Annotated in this window: 18 protein-coding genes and 3 pseudogenes; 15 read left to right on the top strand and 6 right to left on the bottom strand. The window is 37.7% G+C overall.

Annotation, left to right across the window (positions count from 1 at the left end; genetic code table 11):
• The 9 genes and pseudogenes from AKG34_RS03785 to AKG34_RS03825 all read left to right on the top strand — a co-directional run.
• Positions 1 to 337, top strand: a 337-nt coding sequence (locus AKG34_RS03785; protein ID WP_330219138.1) for a group II intron maturase-specific domain-containing protein, incomplete at its 5' end; no start/stop codon positions are given.
• Positions 338 to 570: 233 nt separating this feature from the next.
• Positions 571 to 1,128 (top strand): cysteine hydrolase family protein, encoded by a 558-nt coding sequence (locus AKG34_RS03790; RefSeq protein WP_053344849.1) that lies wholly within the window; start codon positions 571 to 573, stop codon positions 1,126 to 1,128.
• 137 nt (positions 1,129 to 1,265) lie between these two features.
• Positions 1,266 to 1,571, top strand: a complete 306-nt coding sequence (locus tag AKG34_RS03795; protein ID WP_053344850.1) for an NIPSNAP family protein — start codon at positions 1,266 to 1,268, stop codon at positions 1,569 to 1,571.
• Between the two features lie 182 nt (positions 1,572 to 1,753).
• Positions 1,754 to 2,308: a GNAT family N-acetyltransferase gene (locus tag AKG34_RS03800; protein WP_053344851.1), complete on the top strand. Its 555-nt coding sequence runs from the start codon at positions 1,754 to 1,756 to the stop codon at positions 2,306 to 2,308.
• A gap of 166 nt (positions 2,309 to 2,474) precedes the next feature.
• Positions 2,475 to 3,167, top strand: a complete 693-nt coding sequence (locus AKG34_RS03805) for an aspartate/glutamate racemase family protein (RefSeq protein ID WP_053344852.1) — start codon at positions 2,475 to 2,477, stop codon at positions 3,165 to 3,167.
• Positions 3,168 to 3,447: 280 nt separating this feature from the next.
• Entirely contained in the window at positions 3,448 to 3,726 is a 279-nt protein-coding gene (locus AKG34_RS03810; RefSeq protein ID WP_053347978.1) for an ArsR/SmtB family transcription factor, read from the top strand.
• Between the two features lie 99 nt (positions 3,727 to 3,825).
• The gene (locus AKG34_RS03815) at positions 3,826 to 4,209 is read left to right on the top strand and encodes a VOC family protein (RefSeq protein WP_053344853.1); all 384 of its coding nucleotides are present in this window, start codon (positions 3,826 to 3,828) and stop codon (positions 4,207 to 4,209) included.
• 297 nt (positions 4,210 to 4,506) lie between these two features.
• Positions 4,507 to 4,723 (top strand): annotated as a pseudogene (locus AKG34_RS03820) (IS1595 family transposase); the annotation flags it as partial.
• Positions 4,724 to 4,758: 35 nt separating this feature from the next.
• Positions 4,759 to 5,349 (top strand): class I SAM-dependent methyltransferase, encoded by a 591-nt coding sequence (locus AKG34_RS03825; RefSeq protein WP_236694872.1) that lies wholly within the window; start codon positions 4,759 to 4,761, stop codon positions 5,347 to 5,349.
• A 507-nt stretch (positions 5,350 to 5,856) separates the two neighbouring features.
• Here AKG34_RS03825 and AKG34_RS26510 read toward each other — a convergent pair.
• Positions 5,857 to 5,973: pseudogene (locus tag AKG34_RS26510) on the bottom strand (YjcZ family sporulation protein); the annotation flags it as partial.
• A gap of 919 nt (positions 5,974 to 6,892) precedes the next feature.
• On the opposite strand from AKG34_RS26510, the gene AKG34_RS03830 reads away from it, so the two are divergent.
• From AKG34_RS03830 to AKG34_RS03835, 3 genes and pseudogenes are all read left to right on the top strand, one after another.
• Positions 6,893 to 7,159 (top strand): hypothetical protein, encoded by a 267-nt coding sequence (locus tag AKG34_RS03830; protein WP_180320454.1) that lies wholly within the window; start codon positions 6,893 to 6,895, stop codon positions 7,157 to 7,159.
• 174 nt (positions 7,160 to 7,333) lie between these two features.
• Positions 7,334 to 7,493, top strand: a pseudogene (locus AKG34_RS29800) (DUF4279 domain-containing protein); the annotation flags it as partial.
• A 298-nt stretch (positions 7,494 to 7,791) separates the two neighbouring features.
• Positions 7,792 to 8,724: a catalase family peroxidase gene (locus tag AKG34_RS03835; RefSeq protein ID WP_053344854.1), complete on the top strand. Its 933-nt coding sequence runs from the start codon at positions 7,792 to 7,794 to the stop codon at positions 8,722 to 8,724.
• A 58-nt stretch (positions 8,725 to 8,782) separates the two neighbouring features.
• Here AKG34_RS03835 and AKG34_RS03840 read toward each other — a convergent pair whose 3' ends face one another.
• On the bottom strand, positions 8,783 to 10,453 hold the full coding sequence (locus AKG34_RS03840; RefSeq protein ID WP_053344855.1) for an ABC1 kinase family protein: 1,671 nt from the start codon (positions 10,451 to 10,453) through the stop codon (positions 8,783 to 8,785).
• A 15-nt stretch (positions 10,454 to 10,468) separates the two neighbouring features.
• Positions 10,469 to 10,771, bottom strand: coding sequence for a phasin family protein (locus tag AKG34_RS03845; protein WP_053344856.1), 303 nt, complete (start codon positions 10,769 to 10,771; stop codon positions 10,469 to 10,471).
• 257 nt (positions 10,772 to 11,028) lie between these two features.
• On the opposite strand from AKG34_RS03845, the gene AKG34_RS03850 reads away from it, so the two are divergent.
• Entirely contained in the window at positions 11,029 to 11,778 is a 750-nt protein-coding gene (locus tag AKG34_RS03850) for a glucose 1-dehydrogenase (RefSeq protein WP_053344857.1), read from the top strand.
• A gap of 2 nt (positions 11,779 to 11,780) precedes the next feature.
• Here the strand turns inward: AKG34_RS03850 and AKG34_RS03855 are convergent, their stop codons facing one another.
• Positions 11,781 to 12,011 carry a protein YuzH gene (locus tag AKG34_RS03855; protein WP_053344858.1) on the bottom strand — a complete coding sequence of 77 codons (231 nt, stop codon included), beginning with the start codon at positions 12,009 to 12,011 and terminating at the stop codon, positions 11,781 to 11,783.
• Positions 12,012 to 12,076: 65 nt separating this feature from the next.
• On the bottom strand, positions 12,077 to 12,868 hold the full coding sequence (locus tag AKG34_RS03860; protein ID WP_053344859.1) for a TIGR00266 family protein: 792 nt from the start codon (positions 12,866 to 12,868) through the stop codon (positions 12,077 to 12,079).
• 188 nt (positions 12,869 to 13,056) lie between these two features.
• On the opposite strand from AKG34_RS03860, the gene glpK reads away from it, so the two are divergent.
• Both glpK and AKG34_RS03870 read left to right on the top strand, forming a co-directional pair.
• A complete protein-coding gene (gene glpK, locus AKG34_RS03865) occupies positions 13,057 to 14,547 on the top strand; it encodes a glycerol kinase GlpK (protein WP_053344860.1) in 1,491 nt (496 codons plus the stop codon).
• A 68-nt stretch (positions 14,548 to 14,615) separates the two neighbouring features.
• Positions 14,616 to 15,083 carry a CBS domain-containing protein gene (locus AKG34_RS03870; RefSeq protein ID WP_053344861.1) on the top strand — a complete coding sequence of 156 codons (468 nt, stop codon included), beginning with the start codon at positions 14,616 to 14,618 and terminating at the stop codon, positions 15,081 to 15,083.
• A gap of 86 nt (positions 15,084 to 15,169) precedes the next feature.
• Here AKG34_RS03870 and AKG34_RS03875 read toward each other — a convergent pair whose 3' ends face one another.
• Positions 15,170 to 17,284, bottom strand: a complete 2,115-nt coding sequence (locus tag AKG34_RS03875; RefSeq protein ID WP_053344862.1) for a peptidoglycan D,D-transpeptidase FtsI family protein — start codon at positions 17,282 to 17,284, stop codon at positions 15,170 to 15,172.
• Positions 17,285 to 17,758 lie beyond the last annotated feature (474 nt).

The raw sequence follows: 17,758 nt of genomic DNA on the forward strand, positions 1-17,758 counted from the left end.
CCGAATATTGAAATTGAACCAAGTAATAGTTGGATGGGTAAACTACTTCAGAGTGGCAAACATGAAAAAAACGACGGAACGAATAGACACAAAGCTTCGCTCTAGAATTAGGGTCATCATATGGAAACAATGGAAAGTAGCGAAGAAACAAATTAAATCGCTTATTCAACTAGGAATTCCGGAGGAAGAAGCGAAAGGATTAACCTACTGTCGAAAAGGTTACCGATTCATAGGAGTATCCAAAGTCGTCCAAAGAGCAATCTCAAACAAAAGACTAAAGCAGAGGGGAGTCCCCTCTGCTTTAGAACATTATCTAAAAGTACACACTGTGATATAAATTGAAACGCCGTATACGCGAACCGTACGTACGGTGTTGTGAGAGGGGCGAAAATAAACTTATTTTCCCCCCTACTCGATTATGCAACTAAAGGAGCAGGACAGTTCAGGAAGGAATTAGTAAATCTTTTGACGAAAATATAAAGAGCTTTGTAAGAAATGCTTAAATACTATCGGATATTTAATAAAAAAACTGAAAAAAACTAACTGCTAATAACTTTAGGGGGGAAAATATTGAAACAAACATTACTGATAATCGATGCTCAACAGGAATTAATAGAAGGTAAGAAAGAAGAACAAGGAGTCTTTGAGAAAGAAAAAATCGTTAATAACATTAATACTGTAATTGAAAAAGCGATAAATGAAAGTATCTCCGTTGTTTTTATAAGAGATTTAGATGTTTCAAATGGAGAAGGACCTGGATTCCAGATACACAGGGATATTAGAGTACCATCAACTGCTATCATATTTGATAAAGCTGCCACAAATTCGTTTTATGGCACTCCATTACACGAACATTTAAGTAAAAACAATGTAGACCATATTGTAATAATGGGATGTAAGACGGAACATTGTATTGATACAGCTGTTAGAACAGCAACAATCAACCATTTTGATGTAACATTAGTTGGTGATGGACATTCTACTTCTGATTCCAAAAACTTATCTGCAAAACAAATAATCCTTCATCACAATGAAACCCTTCACGGTCACTATAATGTAGACAATTTTTCACTTGTTAGAAATACTAATGAAGAATTGTTTAAACCTGTTCACAATAAATACCGATAATAATCATCTTCAACTAAAGGGTGCTTTACTTCATTATCAGGAGCTGATCGGCAGCTCCTTTACTTATGCAATTATAGGGGCAGGTTAGTCGAATTATATTTATGATGGAAAAAAATAGATTTTTTTGGGGGATTAAAATGGTTACATGCTATTTGAAATATGTTATTGACCCATATAAATTAAATGAGTTCGAGGAATATGGTAAGATGTGGATTCGATTAGTAAATAAATTAGGCGGTACACATCAGGGTTATTTCCTTCCACATGAGGGTGCTAATAATATTGCTTATGCATTATTCACTTTCCCAAGTTTAGCAGCATATGAAGAGTACCGAGTAAAAATGGCATTGGATGAAGAATGTCAAGAAGCATATAAATTTGCAGAAGAGACTAAATGTATTTTAAGTTATGAGAGAAGCTTTATGCGTCCTATATTCGAATGAACATGCATTAAAGTTGAAAAATAATCTATACATACCTTGTTAAGCTAACAGGTGCTTTACTTCAATAAGGAAGGTTGCTTAGGCAGCCTTTTTCTTATGGCACTAACGGGGCAGTTTAGTTTAAGAGGTCTTACCTGTAAATTGTAGAAATTATATAAGAAATAAATATGAAGGTGGTTTCTATGGGACAGTTTCAGCCAAAGCATTTCATAACAAAGAACGGTGAATCATTTTTATTGAGAACAGCTTTACCCGAAGACGCGGAGAAGGTGCTAAGATTTAATAAGGCTATTATTAGTGAAGCACCTTATTTACTTACTACCGAGACTGAATTCAAAGTATCTTATGATCAAGAAAAACAATTTTTAAAACATATAGTTGAAGACAATGGGAAGTTAGCAATTATAGCTGAATATCAAGAAGAAATAATAGGTTTTTTAGATTTTCATAATGGTCATAAAAAGCGAATTCTACATCAAGGTGCCTTTGGTATGAGTGTTGCTAACGAATATAGAAATCAAGGAGTTGGTAAAGCATTGCTAACTGAATTGTTGGATTGGGCAATAGACAACCCTTTAATTGAAAAAGTTTGCTTGGAAGTATTTGCTGATAATACGAATGCAATTTGTTTATACGAAAATTTTGGATTTGTTGAGGAAGGGCGTAAATTGAAAGCTATAAAGATTGATAATGAAACATACTATGACTTAATCTTAATGGCTTATTTTACGAATTAATCACAGATGTTAAATAGCTAATGGGTGCAACAATTCAATAACGAAGTTTCGTCATTTTAATTATGCAACTAACGGGGCAGGTTTAATTAATAAGAAAGATATTGTATTATGTCTATTAAATTTATATAAAATTTTTAATATATTTCAAATGGAAAGGGGAATATTTATGAAAACTATTGGTCTTATTGGTGGAATGAGTTGGGAGTCATCGTTAGAATATTATCGAATTATTAACGAAGAAGTGAAAACCAAATTGGGAGGATTGCATTCAGCCAAGTGCATTTTATATAGCGTAGATTTTGAAGAGATCGAACGCTATCAAGCTGAAGGCGATTGGGGAAGTTCTGGTAAACTATTAGGGGATGTTGCTCAGTCCTTGGAAAAGGCTGGTGCAGAAATTATTGTAATTTGTACAAATACGATGCATAAAGTGATTAGATATATTGAAGAAAAAGTTAGCTTACCTATTTTACACATTGCTGATTCAACAGCAAATCAAATTCAAAAGTCCGAAATAAGTACGGTTGGTTTACTTGGTACTAAATATACGATGGAGCAAGACTTTTATAAAACACGAATAGAGTTTAATGGTATTAAGGTTTTGATACCAAATGATGAGGATAGAAAAGTTATAAATAAAGTAATTTATGAAGAGTTATGTTTAGGGGAAATTCAACAATCATCAAGGGATTATTACAAAAAGGTTATCAAGAGTTTAGTTAATGATGGAGCTGAAGGAATAATATTAGGTTGCACAGAAATTGGATTATTAGTAAAACCTGAGGATTCAGAAGTGCCATTATTTGATACAACAGAAATACATGCTATTGAATCTGTTAATATGGCATTAGAAAAATAATTTGATTAGACACTGTACTTCAATTCGAGGTAAATCTCTTTTTTCTTATTCCTCTAACAGGTGCTTTACTTCAATACCAGGAGCTGATAAGCAGCTCCTTTCTTATGGAACAAACGGGGCAGGTTAATTGAAGAAGAAAAGTGTTAATAATTTATTTTTCTATAATGGTTCAAACTACTATTATGTGACTCTAATGTTTGCATGGTACTGTTCCTTTATCACGCAACCATACAGTTGCTTATACTTGACGAGCAACCGTAGAGTTGCTTATACTCGATATATGAATTGGGACAAAGACGCTATATTCAAAGCACTTGGAGACTCGACTCGACGGCTAATATTAGACGAACTTTCTGAACGTAACGAGCAGACGTTGTATGAACTTACGGTACGTCTTATTACGAAGCACGACCTTTCCATTACGCGACAGGCGATAGCTAAACATCTTTCTATACTGGAAGATGCAGGGCTCGTAAAATCAAAAAGAGAGGGAAAATATCGAGTAGTTATATTTAACAACGAACCGCTTAGAAATTTGCTAAAAGGATGGATAGAGTAAGTTATTTAAAAACTTCTGACGAATGTAGGGGTTTTTCTGCTTGGAGCCAGATTGTTTGCAGAGCACCAACGTGGTAAATATCAAAGGAGGCAAAACATTATGAAAATCATTGTTACCAGTATATTCGTACAAGACCAAGACAAGGCACTGGAATTTTATTCAGAAAAGCTGGGATTTGTAAAAAAGCATGACGTTCCCATGGGGAAATTTAGGTGGATTACGCTTGTTTCTCCCGATGATCATGACGGTACCGAGCTTTTACTCGAACCGGATGAGCATCCTGCCGCAAAGGAGTATCAAAAGAAGATATTTGCCGAAGGCATCCCAGCAACAATGTTTGGCGTTGCAGATATTCATAAAGAGTACAAACGATTATTGGAAAACGGCGTGAAGTTTACTATGGAGCCGACAAAAATGGGCGAAGTCACAATAGCTGTCTTCGACGATACATGCGGCAACCTTATTCAGATATTGCAGAAGTAACTTTATGTAGAAATAGATGTAACCTAGTTCTAAACGCTTTATTGTTATGTTTTAAGTTGGGTGAAGTATTTTTATCAATAATTAAACAACTTTATGTTAACCCTGTCCTAATTTTAGGACGGGGTTATACATGTTTAAGGTTTAAAGATAAATGACATTGTTGTAATTCTCCAATAGATATGTAACATTGTGAATAAGTTCAATTAAACTAACGAAGAGCGATTCTTTAATAAGGATCGCTTTTCTTATTGAACAAACGGGGCAGGTTAGTTGAATAAAAAGTACCGATTTTCGGATAATGTAAAGACGTGGATGAATAGGTTTAAATGGTGTTGCAACTAAATATATCAGTAACTATATGTACTGGTTCAAATGGCTTGAACTATTTGAAAATGATAAAGAAGCAATAAAGGTAAAGAACTTCATGGTTCAATGTAATGTAGCCTATGATTATACAAAAACAGCAGATATTAAAGAAAGAGAGCCAATATTTGTAAAGGAGATTGAGGTATGACAGAATTCTGGGAATCAAGTTTTATATAAAAACAAATGATGTGGGGATTTGAATCTTCAGACTCAGCAATCTTGACAAAGGACTTTTTCCTTGAAAAGAAAGTTAAGGATATATTGTTTCCTGGTATTGGATATGGTAGAAATGCAAAGGTTTTTATTGACAACGGAATAAATGTAACAGGTATTGAAATTTCAAAAACAGCGATTGAATTGGCAAGGCAAAAGGGGCTTAATATTAGTATTTTTCATGGTTCCGTAACCGATATGCCTTTTGATAACAAACTTTATGATGGTATATTTTGTTATGCACTTATTCACTTATTGAATAATCGTGAGAGAGATAAGTTTATTAAGGATTGCTATAATCAGTTAAAGCCAAACGGATATATGATTTTTACTACTATTTCAAAAGAAGCCCCAATGTTTGGAAAGGGCAAACAACTGGGTAAAGACTATTTCGAGATAATGGAAGGGGTAAAAATGTTTTTTTATGATTCTGAATCGATAAAACAAGAATTTGGAAAATATGGACTGATAGAATTTTCGGAAATTGTTGAGCCACATAAGAATATGGAAAATAAGCCTCCATTTAAATTTATAATGGTAAAATGTCAAAAAGAACTATAATTACAATTACATAAAAAATCAAAAATAGTGAATTGTTAATTGATAAGACTTATGTGTAACCTATTCACTAAGACCTTCAAGTGCTCACGCATTATTCTTAAAAGGCGAATTAAGGGAAGTCAAAGGGCTTTCCTTAAAAATCACTTAATTTTCAACACTATTTTAAAACATAACCAAAAAGAAAGACCCTTTTCGAAAAGAGTAGGGTCTTTTTTGTTTCCAGTTAAAGAATGAAGTCCTCAAGAGCTTCGTCCAATGTATCGGAGAGTAATGGACGGAGCCGATTGGTTGAAGCTTTTGTAATTTCTTCTTGGTAATAGCCACAATGAATTCTTATGCAACTAAAGGTGCGTTAGCTGAAGATCAGAGCTGTATTTAAGGCAGCTTTTCTTTATGCAACTATCGGGGCAGATTAATTGAAGAAACCGACCAATAAAGGTCGGCTTTTTTCATACTATTTTAGCAGTAACCCCCGTAACCGCCCCCGTAACCATAGCCACCGCCGCCGTATCCACCAACAAAGCTAGCTCCAACAATGATTAAAAGTATAAACAAAACGACTATAAAGGCGAAACCTCCACCAAATCCAAAACCGTCGTCACACCTTGATTCACAACCTGACATACAGACATCTCCTTATTTGTTTTTAAGGAGGAAATTAATTAAATGGGTTATATCACCTTATGCTCTAATCAGGAAAATGACACAAGTTTATTGGATAAAATATTGGGTGTACCTCTTATTGAATGTAAGCTGCACGGCATATAAACTGTAAGGCACTTTTTCTTGAAAGACAAAACTTAGGGGTTTTTTATCGAAGTGGTTTTATTGCAAATGTGCGTAGCTATTGCTTGTGCTATGGTGGTAACGTCAATAAAGGTAATTGGTAACCTAGCATTTTACGGGGTAATGATATACCTATTAGTTAGACGGAAAAACAAGAAGAATACCCTTTTATAGGGTCTTTTTTAGTTCTTTTTTTATGGGCTATAGGGACAAGATAGAAGGACCATATATAGGACGTAAATAAAATACCCTTTTCCGTACCTCCTAATACTTGCACCTTCATATGACCCACCCTAGGGCCTGTATAACTGCACTACGCGTAACGGCATACGGCATACAGCAAGACTACTTATCATAGGAGGTATGGACAAGGGTTAAGATATGATATGGCCACAAACTCCAATTAGTGCACCTATCTCCACAAAGTTATTGACCATCACATACCATTGCACTCAATCCACGTACAATGTAGGAGACGACTTTAAGTATAATAAGAAAAAATGAAAAAATTCAATGAAATCAAGGGTTTAAATGTACGATAATATCTAAATTCATACTTACAATAATATCCTCAAAAACGCCCTTGGTCCACTTACATGACAGGAGAGAAGTTGATACGGCATTATCAAAGCTGTTTCAGCGTGGTTTTATTGCCGTTGCGGAGTTTATTTCTGGATCTAGTTAAATACCCAAGAATTCACACGAAGCCTAACATATTATTTATTATTGTGGTTTATAAAATAGAGGAGGAATTATGTTGTACACAGAATTACAATACCAATGGAATCAACCTCAACAAATAGAAAATGATGAAAGAATTATATTTGGAGGATTTGGCCCCGGAATGGGAATGGGAATGGGAACGGGATTTGGCCCTGGAATGGGAATGGGATTCGGCCCTGGAATGGGATTCGGCCCTGGAATGGGATTCGGTCCTGGAATGGGATTCGGTCCCGGAATGGGATTCGGTCCTGGAATGGGATTTGGCCCCGGAATGGGATTTGGCCCTAGAATAGGATTTTGAGGATTGGGTTTCCCGGCATGGGTATGGGCATTGAGAAAGCCAGTAAACATTAAATTAACGAATTATATCTAGATGATGCTGTCCAAAAGAAAACTTTTGGACAGCGTTTATGCTTTAATTTTTTTATCTAGCTTATTAAGCTAACGAGTGGCGTTGGTTCAAGAAGAAGACCAACTCAAAGAGAAATATGGTTTAGCGTTTCTTTTTATGATTGTAATTCGAGTGGAAAATAACGAAAAACCCGCAAAGTATACAGAAAAACATTATAGATTTTACTAGTTTAATTCAAGCAGAAATCCATTTTGATATATATATATATTTAGTTAAAAAGTGAGCATTTATGATTTTTCAGCAAGAGCGTATTAATGGTTAGGAAGTTTCTTTAGGGCAATTTAAAGGTGAGGGACCTTATTATCAATGATATTGAGAAACTTCTATAACTGTAAATTGAATATAATATTTAACGCTTGGATTTTATTCCAGGCGTTTTATTGTTCATTAAATAGCTGTGTAGTGAAAGAAGGATTTAAGCGGAATGTGCTATAGCCAGTTTAAATAGTATAAGCAAATAGAATAATGGGTAGAGGTAATACAAATGAACAATTATTTGTATTACAAAAGAGGGTGTAGTTATGGAGGAAAATAAAAAACTGAAATCCGAGCTAGGCAGTAGGGCAGTAGATGTTATTGAGAATGTAGCAGGAACATTTCCTGGGTATCGGCGCGCGCATGCAAAGGGGAATGGCTATGAGGGGATTTTTACCCCTAACGGAAAAGCGGCTCCAATAACGGTGGCAGCGCACCTTCAGAATGAAGCAGTGCCGGTAACTATTCGTTTTTCAAACAGCTCCCCAATCCCCAGTCATTCTGATGCTCTTTCACCTGTAAAGGGAATGGCTGTCAAGTTTCAATTGCCGGACGGAGAGGTGACAGATCTTATCACTGTGACCATTCCGCTATTTTTTGCGAAAACACCGGAAGCGTTTGTTGATATTGTCGACTTTTTCAAATCTGCAAAAGATGGTTTTCCAAACCTAAAAGAGCTTGCAACAATATTTATAAAATACCCAGAATGCAAAGCGAGTCTTCAAATGCTAAAAGAAATGCGTTCACCTGCCAGTTTTTCAACGTGTCAGTACTATTCTATTCATGCATTCTATTTCATTAACGCGGATGGAAGACGTCAGGCCATCAAGTATCAGTGGGAACCAGATGCCGGTCTGAGTATGCTGGCAAAAGAGGAGGTAGCCATGCTTTCGTCAGATTATTTGAATGAAGATATGGAAGAGAGGCTCCAACAAGGCCCAATAGGCTTTAAATTGAACATCCAATTAGGAGGAGAAAATGATCCAACTGATGATCCAACCGTGGTTTGGTCGGAAGATAAACAGGTAATCACGGTCGGGCATTTATCCATTACAAAAAAATTGGATTCTTTTGCAGATAATTTACTGTTTGATCCAACTAATATCACCACTGGCATTGAGTGCTCGGAAGATCCGATCTTACATTTTCGCCATAGTGTATATGCCGTTTCATATGATCGACGCACACATGACCAATGAATGAATTCATGAAAAAGAGAAAATCCTTACTATTGGGATTTTCTCTTTTTTCGTGAGTCTACATTTTCCCTGATCTAAAAATGGTATAAAGCATTAGTAAGAACATCAGGGTTGCAACGACAAATCCGATTTCAATAACTGGTATTTTCCAAAGAAGAAGAGTTTCCCCTCCTATTGCTGAGCCGATAATGAGGCCGACCATGATTATGCTAAAGGCGAGCAAGATAATACTGAAAGACAACCGGTTCGAGATTTGATCAAGTTTATGTAAAAACACCTGAAGCTCGGGGATATTGATATCTAATCGCAATTTTCCTTTTTTAATAATACCGGTTACTTCTCTAATATCCTTCGGAAGTTCGGCCATGGCTTCTGCAGTCTCGACAAATTGATTCCAAGTGTTCTTGGCGATGTTCTTTGGATTATAGCGTTCTTTTAACAACCTTTCTCCAAAAGGTTCAGCAGCCTTCATAATACTGAAATGAGGATCTAATTCCTCGATAATGGCTTCCATGGTAAGCAGAGCCTTACCTAGCATCGTGAATTCGGGAGGGATTTGGACATGGTGCTGATTAGCAACTGTAAACAGGTCATTGACCGCTCCGCCTAAGCTAATCTGACTCAATGGGATGTCATAATATTTAATTCGCAATTCATCAATATCATATCTTAACGCAATCATATCGGTTTCGTCTGTAAGAAGACCCATATCGGAGAGTGTCTTAATCAGTCCATTGGTACTTCCGCGTTTTAGATTGATGACAAGTGATGCGAACTGAAATTTCATCTCATCCTCCAAACGCCCTACCATACCGAAATCCATGAGTGCGACGATATTCCCCGGCAATATGACGATATTGCCAGGATGCGGATCGCCGTGATAAAAACCATCAATTAAAATTTGTTGAAGCATGGAATTCGCTAATCTTTCCGCAATTTTTCGACGATCATAGCCTTCATCATCAAGCTGCTTATAATGATTGATCTTAATGCCTTGAATAAAGTCCATGGTTAAGACTCTTTTTGTTGAAAATTCCCAATGAATCCTTGGTATCTTAATCCCTTGATTATTCATGAATTGTTTGGCTATTTTTTCCCCGTTTCGCCCCTCGGAGTTATAATCGAGTTCTGCCCGCAGTGATTTAGCGAATTCATCAATCATTTTTCTGATTTGGTATCGTCTCCCCCAAGAAATGCGTGCTTCCATCAGTCTTGCTAAATCATCGAGAATTTCCAAATCGGTTTCCACTGTCGGCAGAATATCAGGCCGCTGAACTTTGATTGCTACCACTTCCTGTGATGGAAGCCGTGCAACATGAACCTGCCCAATCGAAGCGGTTGCAAGAGGGAGTTCATGAAATTCGAGAAAAAGGTTCTCTAAAGAATCACCCAATTCATCTTCAACAATCTTTCTTACCTTATCAAATGGAAATGGTGTGACTTGGTCCTGCAATTTTTCAAGTTCACGGACAATTTCTTCCGGAACGAAATCACGCCTTGTACTTGCAATCTGACCAAGCTTTATGAATGTTGGACCCAAGCTTTGTAAAATCGTATGCAACCGCTCCCCAATTGAACGAAGGTTCAGGTTTTCATCGGGTTGAAGTTTCGAAGCGGATTTGCTTTCAGATAATCCCAAACGGTATATGAAATAGCCAAAGCCATTTTTCAAAAAGGCATTAATGATCTCCTGGTAACGTTGTGCGTGTTTCAGTCGCTTGCCAAACATTCAAGTTCCTCCAGATCACGGTTGTATGTTTTGGTTTTTTTGCTCTAAAATTACTATCCGACGTTCTAATTCCCGAACTTCTTCTTTGGTTGCCAAATTCAAACCATTAAGTGCTTGATTGACCTTAGCTTTGACGGACTCATCCAGTTGTTTTTGGGCTTGTTCACCTTTTTCAACCCATTGTTTAAGAAGATCTTTAGAGTCTTCTTTACTGATATCCCCTTTTTTCACAAGAGAGTCAACTGCTTTTTCAATTTGTTCTTTTGTAGCAGCGGCAGCACCTAAGCCTAAGGAAAACACATTTTTTAATAAGTCCATTTTTACATTCCTCCAATATAAGATTTTTTACACTGTAAGAAAGATAATAGTGGGTGCTCTTCACCCTAGTTAAACCATGATGTTTCTATTATCATACATCATTAAGGACTACTACTAAAATATAATGGGTTTTATTGATTGTTGATTTTTGATAATAAAGTAAAAGATATGACATATATTTTAGCGATGTGTTTGAAGAGAAGCTATTTGGATATTATGATAGGAAAAAAGTTTGTAGCGAAAGAGAGGGAAAAATAATGAGTTTTACCAAAAAAACAGTAATTATAACAGGTGCTTCTAATGGAATAGGGAGAGGCGTCGCGAAAGAATACGCAGAAAATGGTGCTTCGGTCGTTCTGGCAGATTTGGACGAGCAGGAGGGTGTACGGTTTGTAGAGGAACTCAAAAAGAAAGGGTATGAAGCGTTATTCGTAAAAACGGATGTTCGGAAGGAGGCTGACATCCTTCAATTGATGGACGTTACTCGAAAAACATACGAGACAGTTGATATATTAATTAATAATGCAGGGAAAGCTTTATTCAAATCTCTATATGATCTGACGATTGAGGAATGGGACGATATGATGAATACGAATTTGCGAAGTGTTTTTCTTTGTTCCCGGGCGGCAGCAACATACATGCGAGATAATGAAATGGGAGGGGCAATCATCAATTTGGCATCAACAAGAGCAATTATGTCAGAGCCGGATTCGGAATCCTATGCCGCAACAAAAGGTGGAATCGTTGCTCTAACTCATGCACTCGCTGCTTCGTTCAGCAAAGAGAATATTACGGTTAATTCGATTTCACCGGGGTGGATTGAAACGGGGGATTATGAAGCGCTAAGTGATAAGGATCATAAACAGCATTTTTCCAATCGTGTTGGTAAACCAGAAGATATTGGAAGGGCCTGTCTCTATTTGACAGCATCAGAAAATGATTTCGTTACCGGTGTTAACCTTATCGTCGATGGCGGGATGACAAGAAAAATGATATACGAGGAATAACCCTATTTTCTTCGATAGAGATATTGCAGTTCAGTTCCCAGCTCCCGATTGAGAAGCTGTTCCATTTCTTCAAGCTCTTTAGTGCCAACAGGGGCATCAGCAGCTGTCCATTGTATGGTATATATAAAATAGTAATCTTTTATTTTTCGGAAAATAACAGGAGAGTTCGGAAATTGATCGAAAATTACTTTGATATTATAGCGTCTCATGTAGGCCCACTTAACAAGCTGCATCTAGCTATCCATCCTTTTCATAGACCGACCTATGACTGTCAGAGTGGCAGCCATAGGTCCGGTTATTATTTATCGTTGAATAAATTGAATAAACCTTTCGCTATACTGCCTTCGTCAGAAGAGCCGCCATTTTGCGGCATAGCAGCAAATACACGGCTGGCAAGACGGCTGAACGGCAATGATTGTACCCAGACGGTCCCGGGTCCTTTTAGAGTTGCGAAAAATAAACCTTCGCCTCCAAATAAAGCCGTTTTTACGCCTTTTACGAACTCGATATTATAATCCACGCCGCTAGTCATAGCCACTAAACAGCCTGTATCAACACGTAAAACCTCACCTGCAGCCAATTCCTTTTTATGGATCGTGCCACCAGCATGAACGAAGGTCATTCCGTCGCCTTCAAGTTTTTGCATGATGAAGCCTTCACCGCCAAAAAAGCCTGTTCCTATTTTTCTTTGAAACTCAATTCCGACAGATACACCTTTGGCTGCTGCTAAGAAAGCATCCTTTTGACAAATGATTTTTCCGCCGAGCTCACTCAAATCCATGGGAATGATTTTACCTGGATAGGGTGAAGCAAAGGAAACGCGTTTTTTATCATACCCTTCGTTTGTAAAAGCGGTCATGAAAAGACTTTCTCCGGTAAGAAGTCTTTTACCAGCACCAAAAAGCTTTCCCATCATTCCGCTATCACTGCTTGATGACCCATCACCAAAGATAGTTTCCATCTTGATTTGATCTTCCATCATCATCAAACTTCCTGCTTCGGCGATTACTGTTTCTTGAGGATCTAATTCCACTTCTACAAACTGCATATCATCACCATGTAATTTAAAATCTATTTCATGATTGTTCATTTACTATTCCTCCAATCTTAACTATTTTTATTGTAAAAGATATTCTATAAATCTGCCAATATTTTTCAATCTATAGCTGGGACTTTTCTATATCTTTTATTTTCAGGAATATATCGAGTAAAATGAAAATATTAAAACAGCATGACACTGAAGATGAAATAGATCTTTTTGTGTAGGAGGAGACAACGATGGAGACATATATATTATCATTGGACCAAGGAACAACAAGCTCTCGGGCCATTTTATTTAATAAAAAAGGTGAAGTTTTACATATTGCCCAAAAGGAATTCACCCAATATTTCCCGAATCCTGGATGGGTAGAGCATAATGCCAATGAAATTTGGGGTTCTATTTTATCAGTCATCGCTTCCTGTCTATCGGAAATGAATGTAAAGCCGGAACAGATTGCGGGAATCGGTATAACGAATCAACGGGAAACGACGGTGGTTTGGGATAAGGAAACAGGACAGCCTGTTTATCATGCAATCGTTTGGCAATCCCGACAGACCAACGAAATCTGCGAGCAATTGAAGAAGGATGGTCACAGTGATTTATTTTTACAGAAAACGGGTTTGTTGATTGATGCTTATTTTTCCGGGACAAAGGTGAAATGGATTCTCGATCATGTAGACGGTGCTCGGGAAAAGGCAGAAGCCGGGGACTTATTGTTTGGCACGATTGATACGTGGCTGATATGGAAGCTTTCAGGTGGCAAAGCCCATGTAACCGATTATTCGAATGCTTCGAGAACGATGATGTATAACATTCATGATTTGAAGTGGGACGAAGAGATTCTTGAAATTTTACAGGTGCCTCATTCAATGCTGCCGGAAGTTCGGCCATCTTCAGAGGTCTATGCGAAAACTGTCACACATCATTTCTTTGGACATGAAATTCCGATTGCTGGCGCAGCAGGAGATCAGCAGGCCGCATTGTTCGGCCAAGAATGCTTTGAAAAAGGAATGGCTAAGAATACATTTGGCACCGGGTGCTTTATGTTGATGAATACAGGAGAACAGGCAGTGAAATCTGAACATGGTCTGTTGACTACGATTGCATGGGGCCTGAACGGGAAAGTCGAGTATGCATTAGAAGGTAGTATTTTTGTCGCAGGTTCGGCAATACAGTGGCTGAGGGACGGATTGGAGATCTTGCAAGAATCGAAAGATAGTGAAATGTATGCAAAGCGGGTTACCTCAGCGGATGGGGTCTATGTAGTCCCTGCGTTTGTTGGACTTGGTACTCCTTATTGGGATAGTGATGTCCGAGGAGCGGTTTTCGGGTTAACAAGGGGGACATCGAAGGAACATTTCGTCCGGGCAACATTGGAAGCATTAGCCTACCAGACAAAAGATGTCCTTAGCGCCATGGAGGTCGATTCAGGGATTAACTTAAAGGCATTGAGGGTCGATGGTGGTGTTGTCAAAAACGACTTCTTGATGGAATTTCAAAGCGGACTCTTAAATGTACCTGTCGAAAGACCGGTCATTAGTGAGACAACAGCGTTAGGGGCAGCATATTTAGCTGGACTCGCGGTCGGTTATTGGGGCAGTCAAGAGGAGATTTCTAAGCAATGGGCCGTCGATAAAACATTTGAGCCTGACATGGAAGAAGCGGTACGAAAGGATTTATATAATGGCTGGAAAAAGGCAGTTCAGGCCGCAAGGGTTTTTAAATAGAATAAATAAGGGTATTAATAGATAGAGATAAGATATGGAACGTCAATCTTATAAAAAGGGGTGGTTTTGTGATAGTTCAAGATTTCATGATCAGAGAAGTATATGTGGCCCGTCCAGATTTTGCATTAAAGGAAATTTTGCGAATTTTGATAGAAAATAAAGTTGGCGGGGTCCCGGTTGTTGATGATCAGGATAAGCTTTTAGGGATGGTAACAGATGGGGATATCTTACGTTATTTAGCACCTGCAGAAGATGCGATAATGGGATATTTTACGTACATTACGATTCTTCCAGGTGAAAAACTGGATGAAAAGGTCACATCTAAGATGAATGACAAAGTCTCGCAGATCATTAAAAATAAGAAAATCACAAAGCTATCCCCAAAAGATCCGTTAGATGAATTAATAAAGGTCCTTTCTAAGCATCATTTCAAGAAAATACCCGTTGTAGACGAAAATAATAAGGTTGTCGGCATTATCAGCAGAGGAGATGCGCTTCGGGCTCTTTATAAAGAATTCGTTCAAAATTTAGAATAATAGATTGATGTATAAAGTAGAGGCCTGCTCTAAATGGAGCAGGCCTCTTTGTGTACTGTATCTCTAATTAATAAATAAGGAAAATATCACGGAGTATTCTCAATTTCCTTGTCTTTATCAGATTCACCTTTTAATCTTTTTTCCTTTAACTTAAAATAGGCGTCCATTACGTCTCGGCCGATTCGTTTGTTAATATCGTCAGAAGGTTTGCCTTGATATACCCATGGCACGACGACAGAGAATGCCACTTCTGGATTATTGTGAGGTGCATACCCTGCAAGTGTTAGATTGATAGTATCGACTGGTTCACTATATTGATTTCTTCGGGGTCCATCATAAAAGGCTTCAGCAGTACCCGTTTTGGCAGCCGCACGGTAGGATTTTCCTCCGAAATATTTATATGCTGTTCCACCTGGTTCCTGTGCAACCTGTCTAAACCCTTCCTGGACTCGTTGAATCCAAATGTCATTACCATCTAAATCGTTTAACACTTTGGGGCTCATTGATTTAAAAACGCTACCCAATTCTTTGTGTTCGTAAGAAGGATTCCTGATTTCTTTGACCATATGAGGCTCCAGCCTTTTTCCACCGTTTGCAATTGTCGATGCGTACTGTGCCAATTGCATAGGCGTGTATGTATCATACTGTCCAATCGATAAATCCAGTAGCAAACCGTCTGTTGACATATCGACTCCTTTAAAACCGACAGATTCATTAGGTAGATCGATACCGGTACGTACACCTAATCCAAATTGTGCAAAATGATTCCGCATGATTGCATAGGCTTCTCGATTAATTCCTAGCGGCCGATTTGGAACATAATGCCCGCCGGCAATTTTGATTGCTGTCATGAACATAAAGACATTCGACGATTTTTTTAACGCGGTGACATCCGTTACATAACCCAAATCGCTATAAGACCCTTTTGGGGGAGCCCCTGCTAACTTTAGTTTTCGGTCAAAAAAAGCTGACCCTGGTGAGATGGCTCCCGTTTGAAAACCTGTGTAGACTGTAGCCCCTTTAACCGATGAACCCATCGTATAGGAGGTTGTAATGTTTCCAAGAGCAAAATCGTTCATTTCAGTTAAACCGGTTTTACTGTTGCGTGCATATTGTTTACCGGCCATCGTTAAAACTTCACCGGTATTTGGATCCATTAAAACGACGAAGGCACGGTCTAATAGGTAGGTATTTCCTCTAGCTTTCGTTCGGCGTAATTCTCTTTCAATGATATCTTCAACCGTTTGCTGCAGCTCCATATCAAGTGACAGTACTAAGTCTTTTCCACTTTGACCTTCCGTGATAGTATCCGTTTTGATGACTTCCCCTTTGCTCAGGACATTTTCAACCCGAGTTTTTTGACCGCGCAGGACATCTTCATATTGTTTTTCGATGTAACTTTTTCCAACACGGTCATTCCTGGTATAGTCACGGGCTAGATAATAATCAATATTTTCACTTGGAAGACCTTCTTCAGAAGAAGAAACTTTGCCTAGTACCGAACGCAAAGTTTCGTCATACTTGTAGGTTCTTTCCCAATCGGTTGTCACATCCACGCCGGGCAATTCATCCAAATGTTCACTTACCCGGGCAAATTCATTTGTGGAGACATCTTTATTTTTAACAATGGACGGTGTAAGGGCATAACCGCTATTGAATTCACGGAAGATGGCTATAACTTCCAATTCACCCTTGGTAAATTCCTTGAGATTATCTTCAGTGACTCGCTCTAATTGAAGTTTGTATAGATCTTTTTGTTCTAATTTCTTTTCGACTACTTTCTGCCTTTCGGCCTTGGTAATCAATGCTTCCGCTTTTTCTGGATTTTTTAAAATCCAAAAATCTTTTTTATCTGGGTCTCTAACTTTTTTCGTATCCATTTCTATCAATGTAGCAAGAATCTCAGCTGTCTTCACCATATCAGCTGTTTTTGTATTCGGGTATTTCGTGTAAGTAATAGCATTAAGAGGTTCATTATCAACAACCGGATTTAAGTTGCGGTCAAACATCTTACCACGGGGAACGGGGGTATTAGCCACATCATTTTCCGTTCGATCAACTTCGCGGAGATAATCATCTCCATACACAATTTGGACGATCCCAAGTCTTATTATTAGGCTTGAAAATAAAATGAATATTAAAAAGAACATAAAGTTCAGGCGGAAAGGAATTGGGGTTTTTTTCTTTTTTTCTTTAGCCATTTTCATCATTCCTTTCTAGTAAAAGTAAAATAAAAGAAAATTCCTATCTCTAATGATATATAAAATTAACTAATTTTTCTATGCTTTATCCGTAAAATTATCTATATTACCAAAATATTGTTAAAGATATTAAGAATTGCTTGTATTCTAACAATTAGAAACGTTTAAATATATTAAATGATCTATTAATAATGGGTATAAAGGGAAGTAGAAAGGTTGTCGGGCGAACAGCAAAAAAAAATCTGCAGGATGCAGATTTAAACCATTTATGCGGTAAGAGAAAGATTGGAAAAAGACGTATGCTCTATAGAAAAAGTATGGTTTTTCATGTAATACGGAAGTTCAAATGGGAGGAGAAAAAAAGATAAAGAAGAGGAGAAAATATATACTGTCTCTGGAACCGGTTTGTTTATCTGGGTATTTAAACCTGGTAGATTGCTGCTGTAAATAAACTATGAACAACCAGGATGTTGA

This window comes from Peribacillus butanolivorans (assembly GCF_001273755.1).
GTDB classification, from domain to species: domain Bacteria; phylum Bacillota; class Bacilli; order Bacillales; family DSM-1321; genus Peribacillus; species Peribacillus butanolivorans.

Coding starts and splice junctions, on each gene's coding strand:
- AKG34_RS03795 (WP_053344850.1), top strand. CDS start 1,266: ATGGTTACATGCTATTTGAAATATGTTATTGACCCATATAAATTAAAT.
- AKG34_RS03800 (WP_053344851.1), top strand. CDS start 1,754: ATGGGACAGTTTCAGCCAAAGCATTTCATAACAAAGAACGGTGAATCA.
- AKG34_RS03805 (WP_053344852.1), top strand. CDS start 2,475: ATGAAAACTATTGGTCTTATTGGTGGAATGAGTTGGGAGTCATCGTTA.
- AKG34_RS03810 (WP_053347978.1), top strand. CDS start 3,448: ATGAATTGGGACAAAGACGCTATATTCAAAGCACTTGGAGACTCGACT.
- AKG34_RS03815 (WP_053344853.1), top strand. CDS start 3,826: ATGAAAATCATTGTTACCAGTATATTCGTACAAGACCAAGACAAGGCA.
- AKG34_RS03825 (WP_236694872.1), top strand. CDS start 4,759: ATGATGTGGGGATTTGAATCTTCAGACTCAGCAATCTTGACAAAGGAC.
- AKG34_RS03835 (WP_053344854.1), top strand. CDS start 7,792: ATGGAGGAAAATAAAAAACTGAAATCCGAGCTAGGCAGTAGGGCAGTA.
- AKG34_RS03840 (WP_053344855.1), bottom strand. CDS start 10,453: ATGTTTGGCAAGCGACTGAAACACGCACAACGTTACCAGGAGATCATT.
- AKG34_RS03845 (WP_053344856.1), bottom strand. CDS start 10,771: ATGGACTTATTAAAAAATGTGTTTTCCTTAGGCTTAGGTGCTGCCGCT.
- AKG34_RS03850 (WP_053344857.1), top strand. CDS start 11,029: ATGAGTTTTACCAAAAAAACAGTAATTATAACAGGTGCTTCTAATGGA.
- AKG34_RS03855 (WP_053344858.1), bottom strand. CDS start 12,011: ATGCAGCTTGTTAAGTGGGCCTACATGAGACGCTATAATATCAAAGTA.
- AKG34_RS03860 (WP_053344859.1), bottom strand. CDS start 12,868: ATGAACAATCATGAAATAGATTTTAAATTACATGGTGATGATATGCAG.
- glpK (WP_053344860.1), top strand. CDS start 13,057: ATGGAGACATATATATTATCATTGGACCAAGGAACAACAAGCTCTCGG.
- AKG34_RS03875 (WP_053344862.1), bottom strand. CDS start 17,284: ATGGCTAAAGAAAAAAAGAAAAAAACCCCAATTCCTTTCCGCCTGAAC.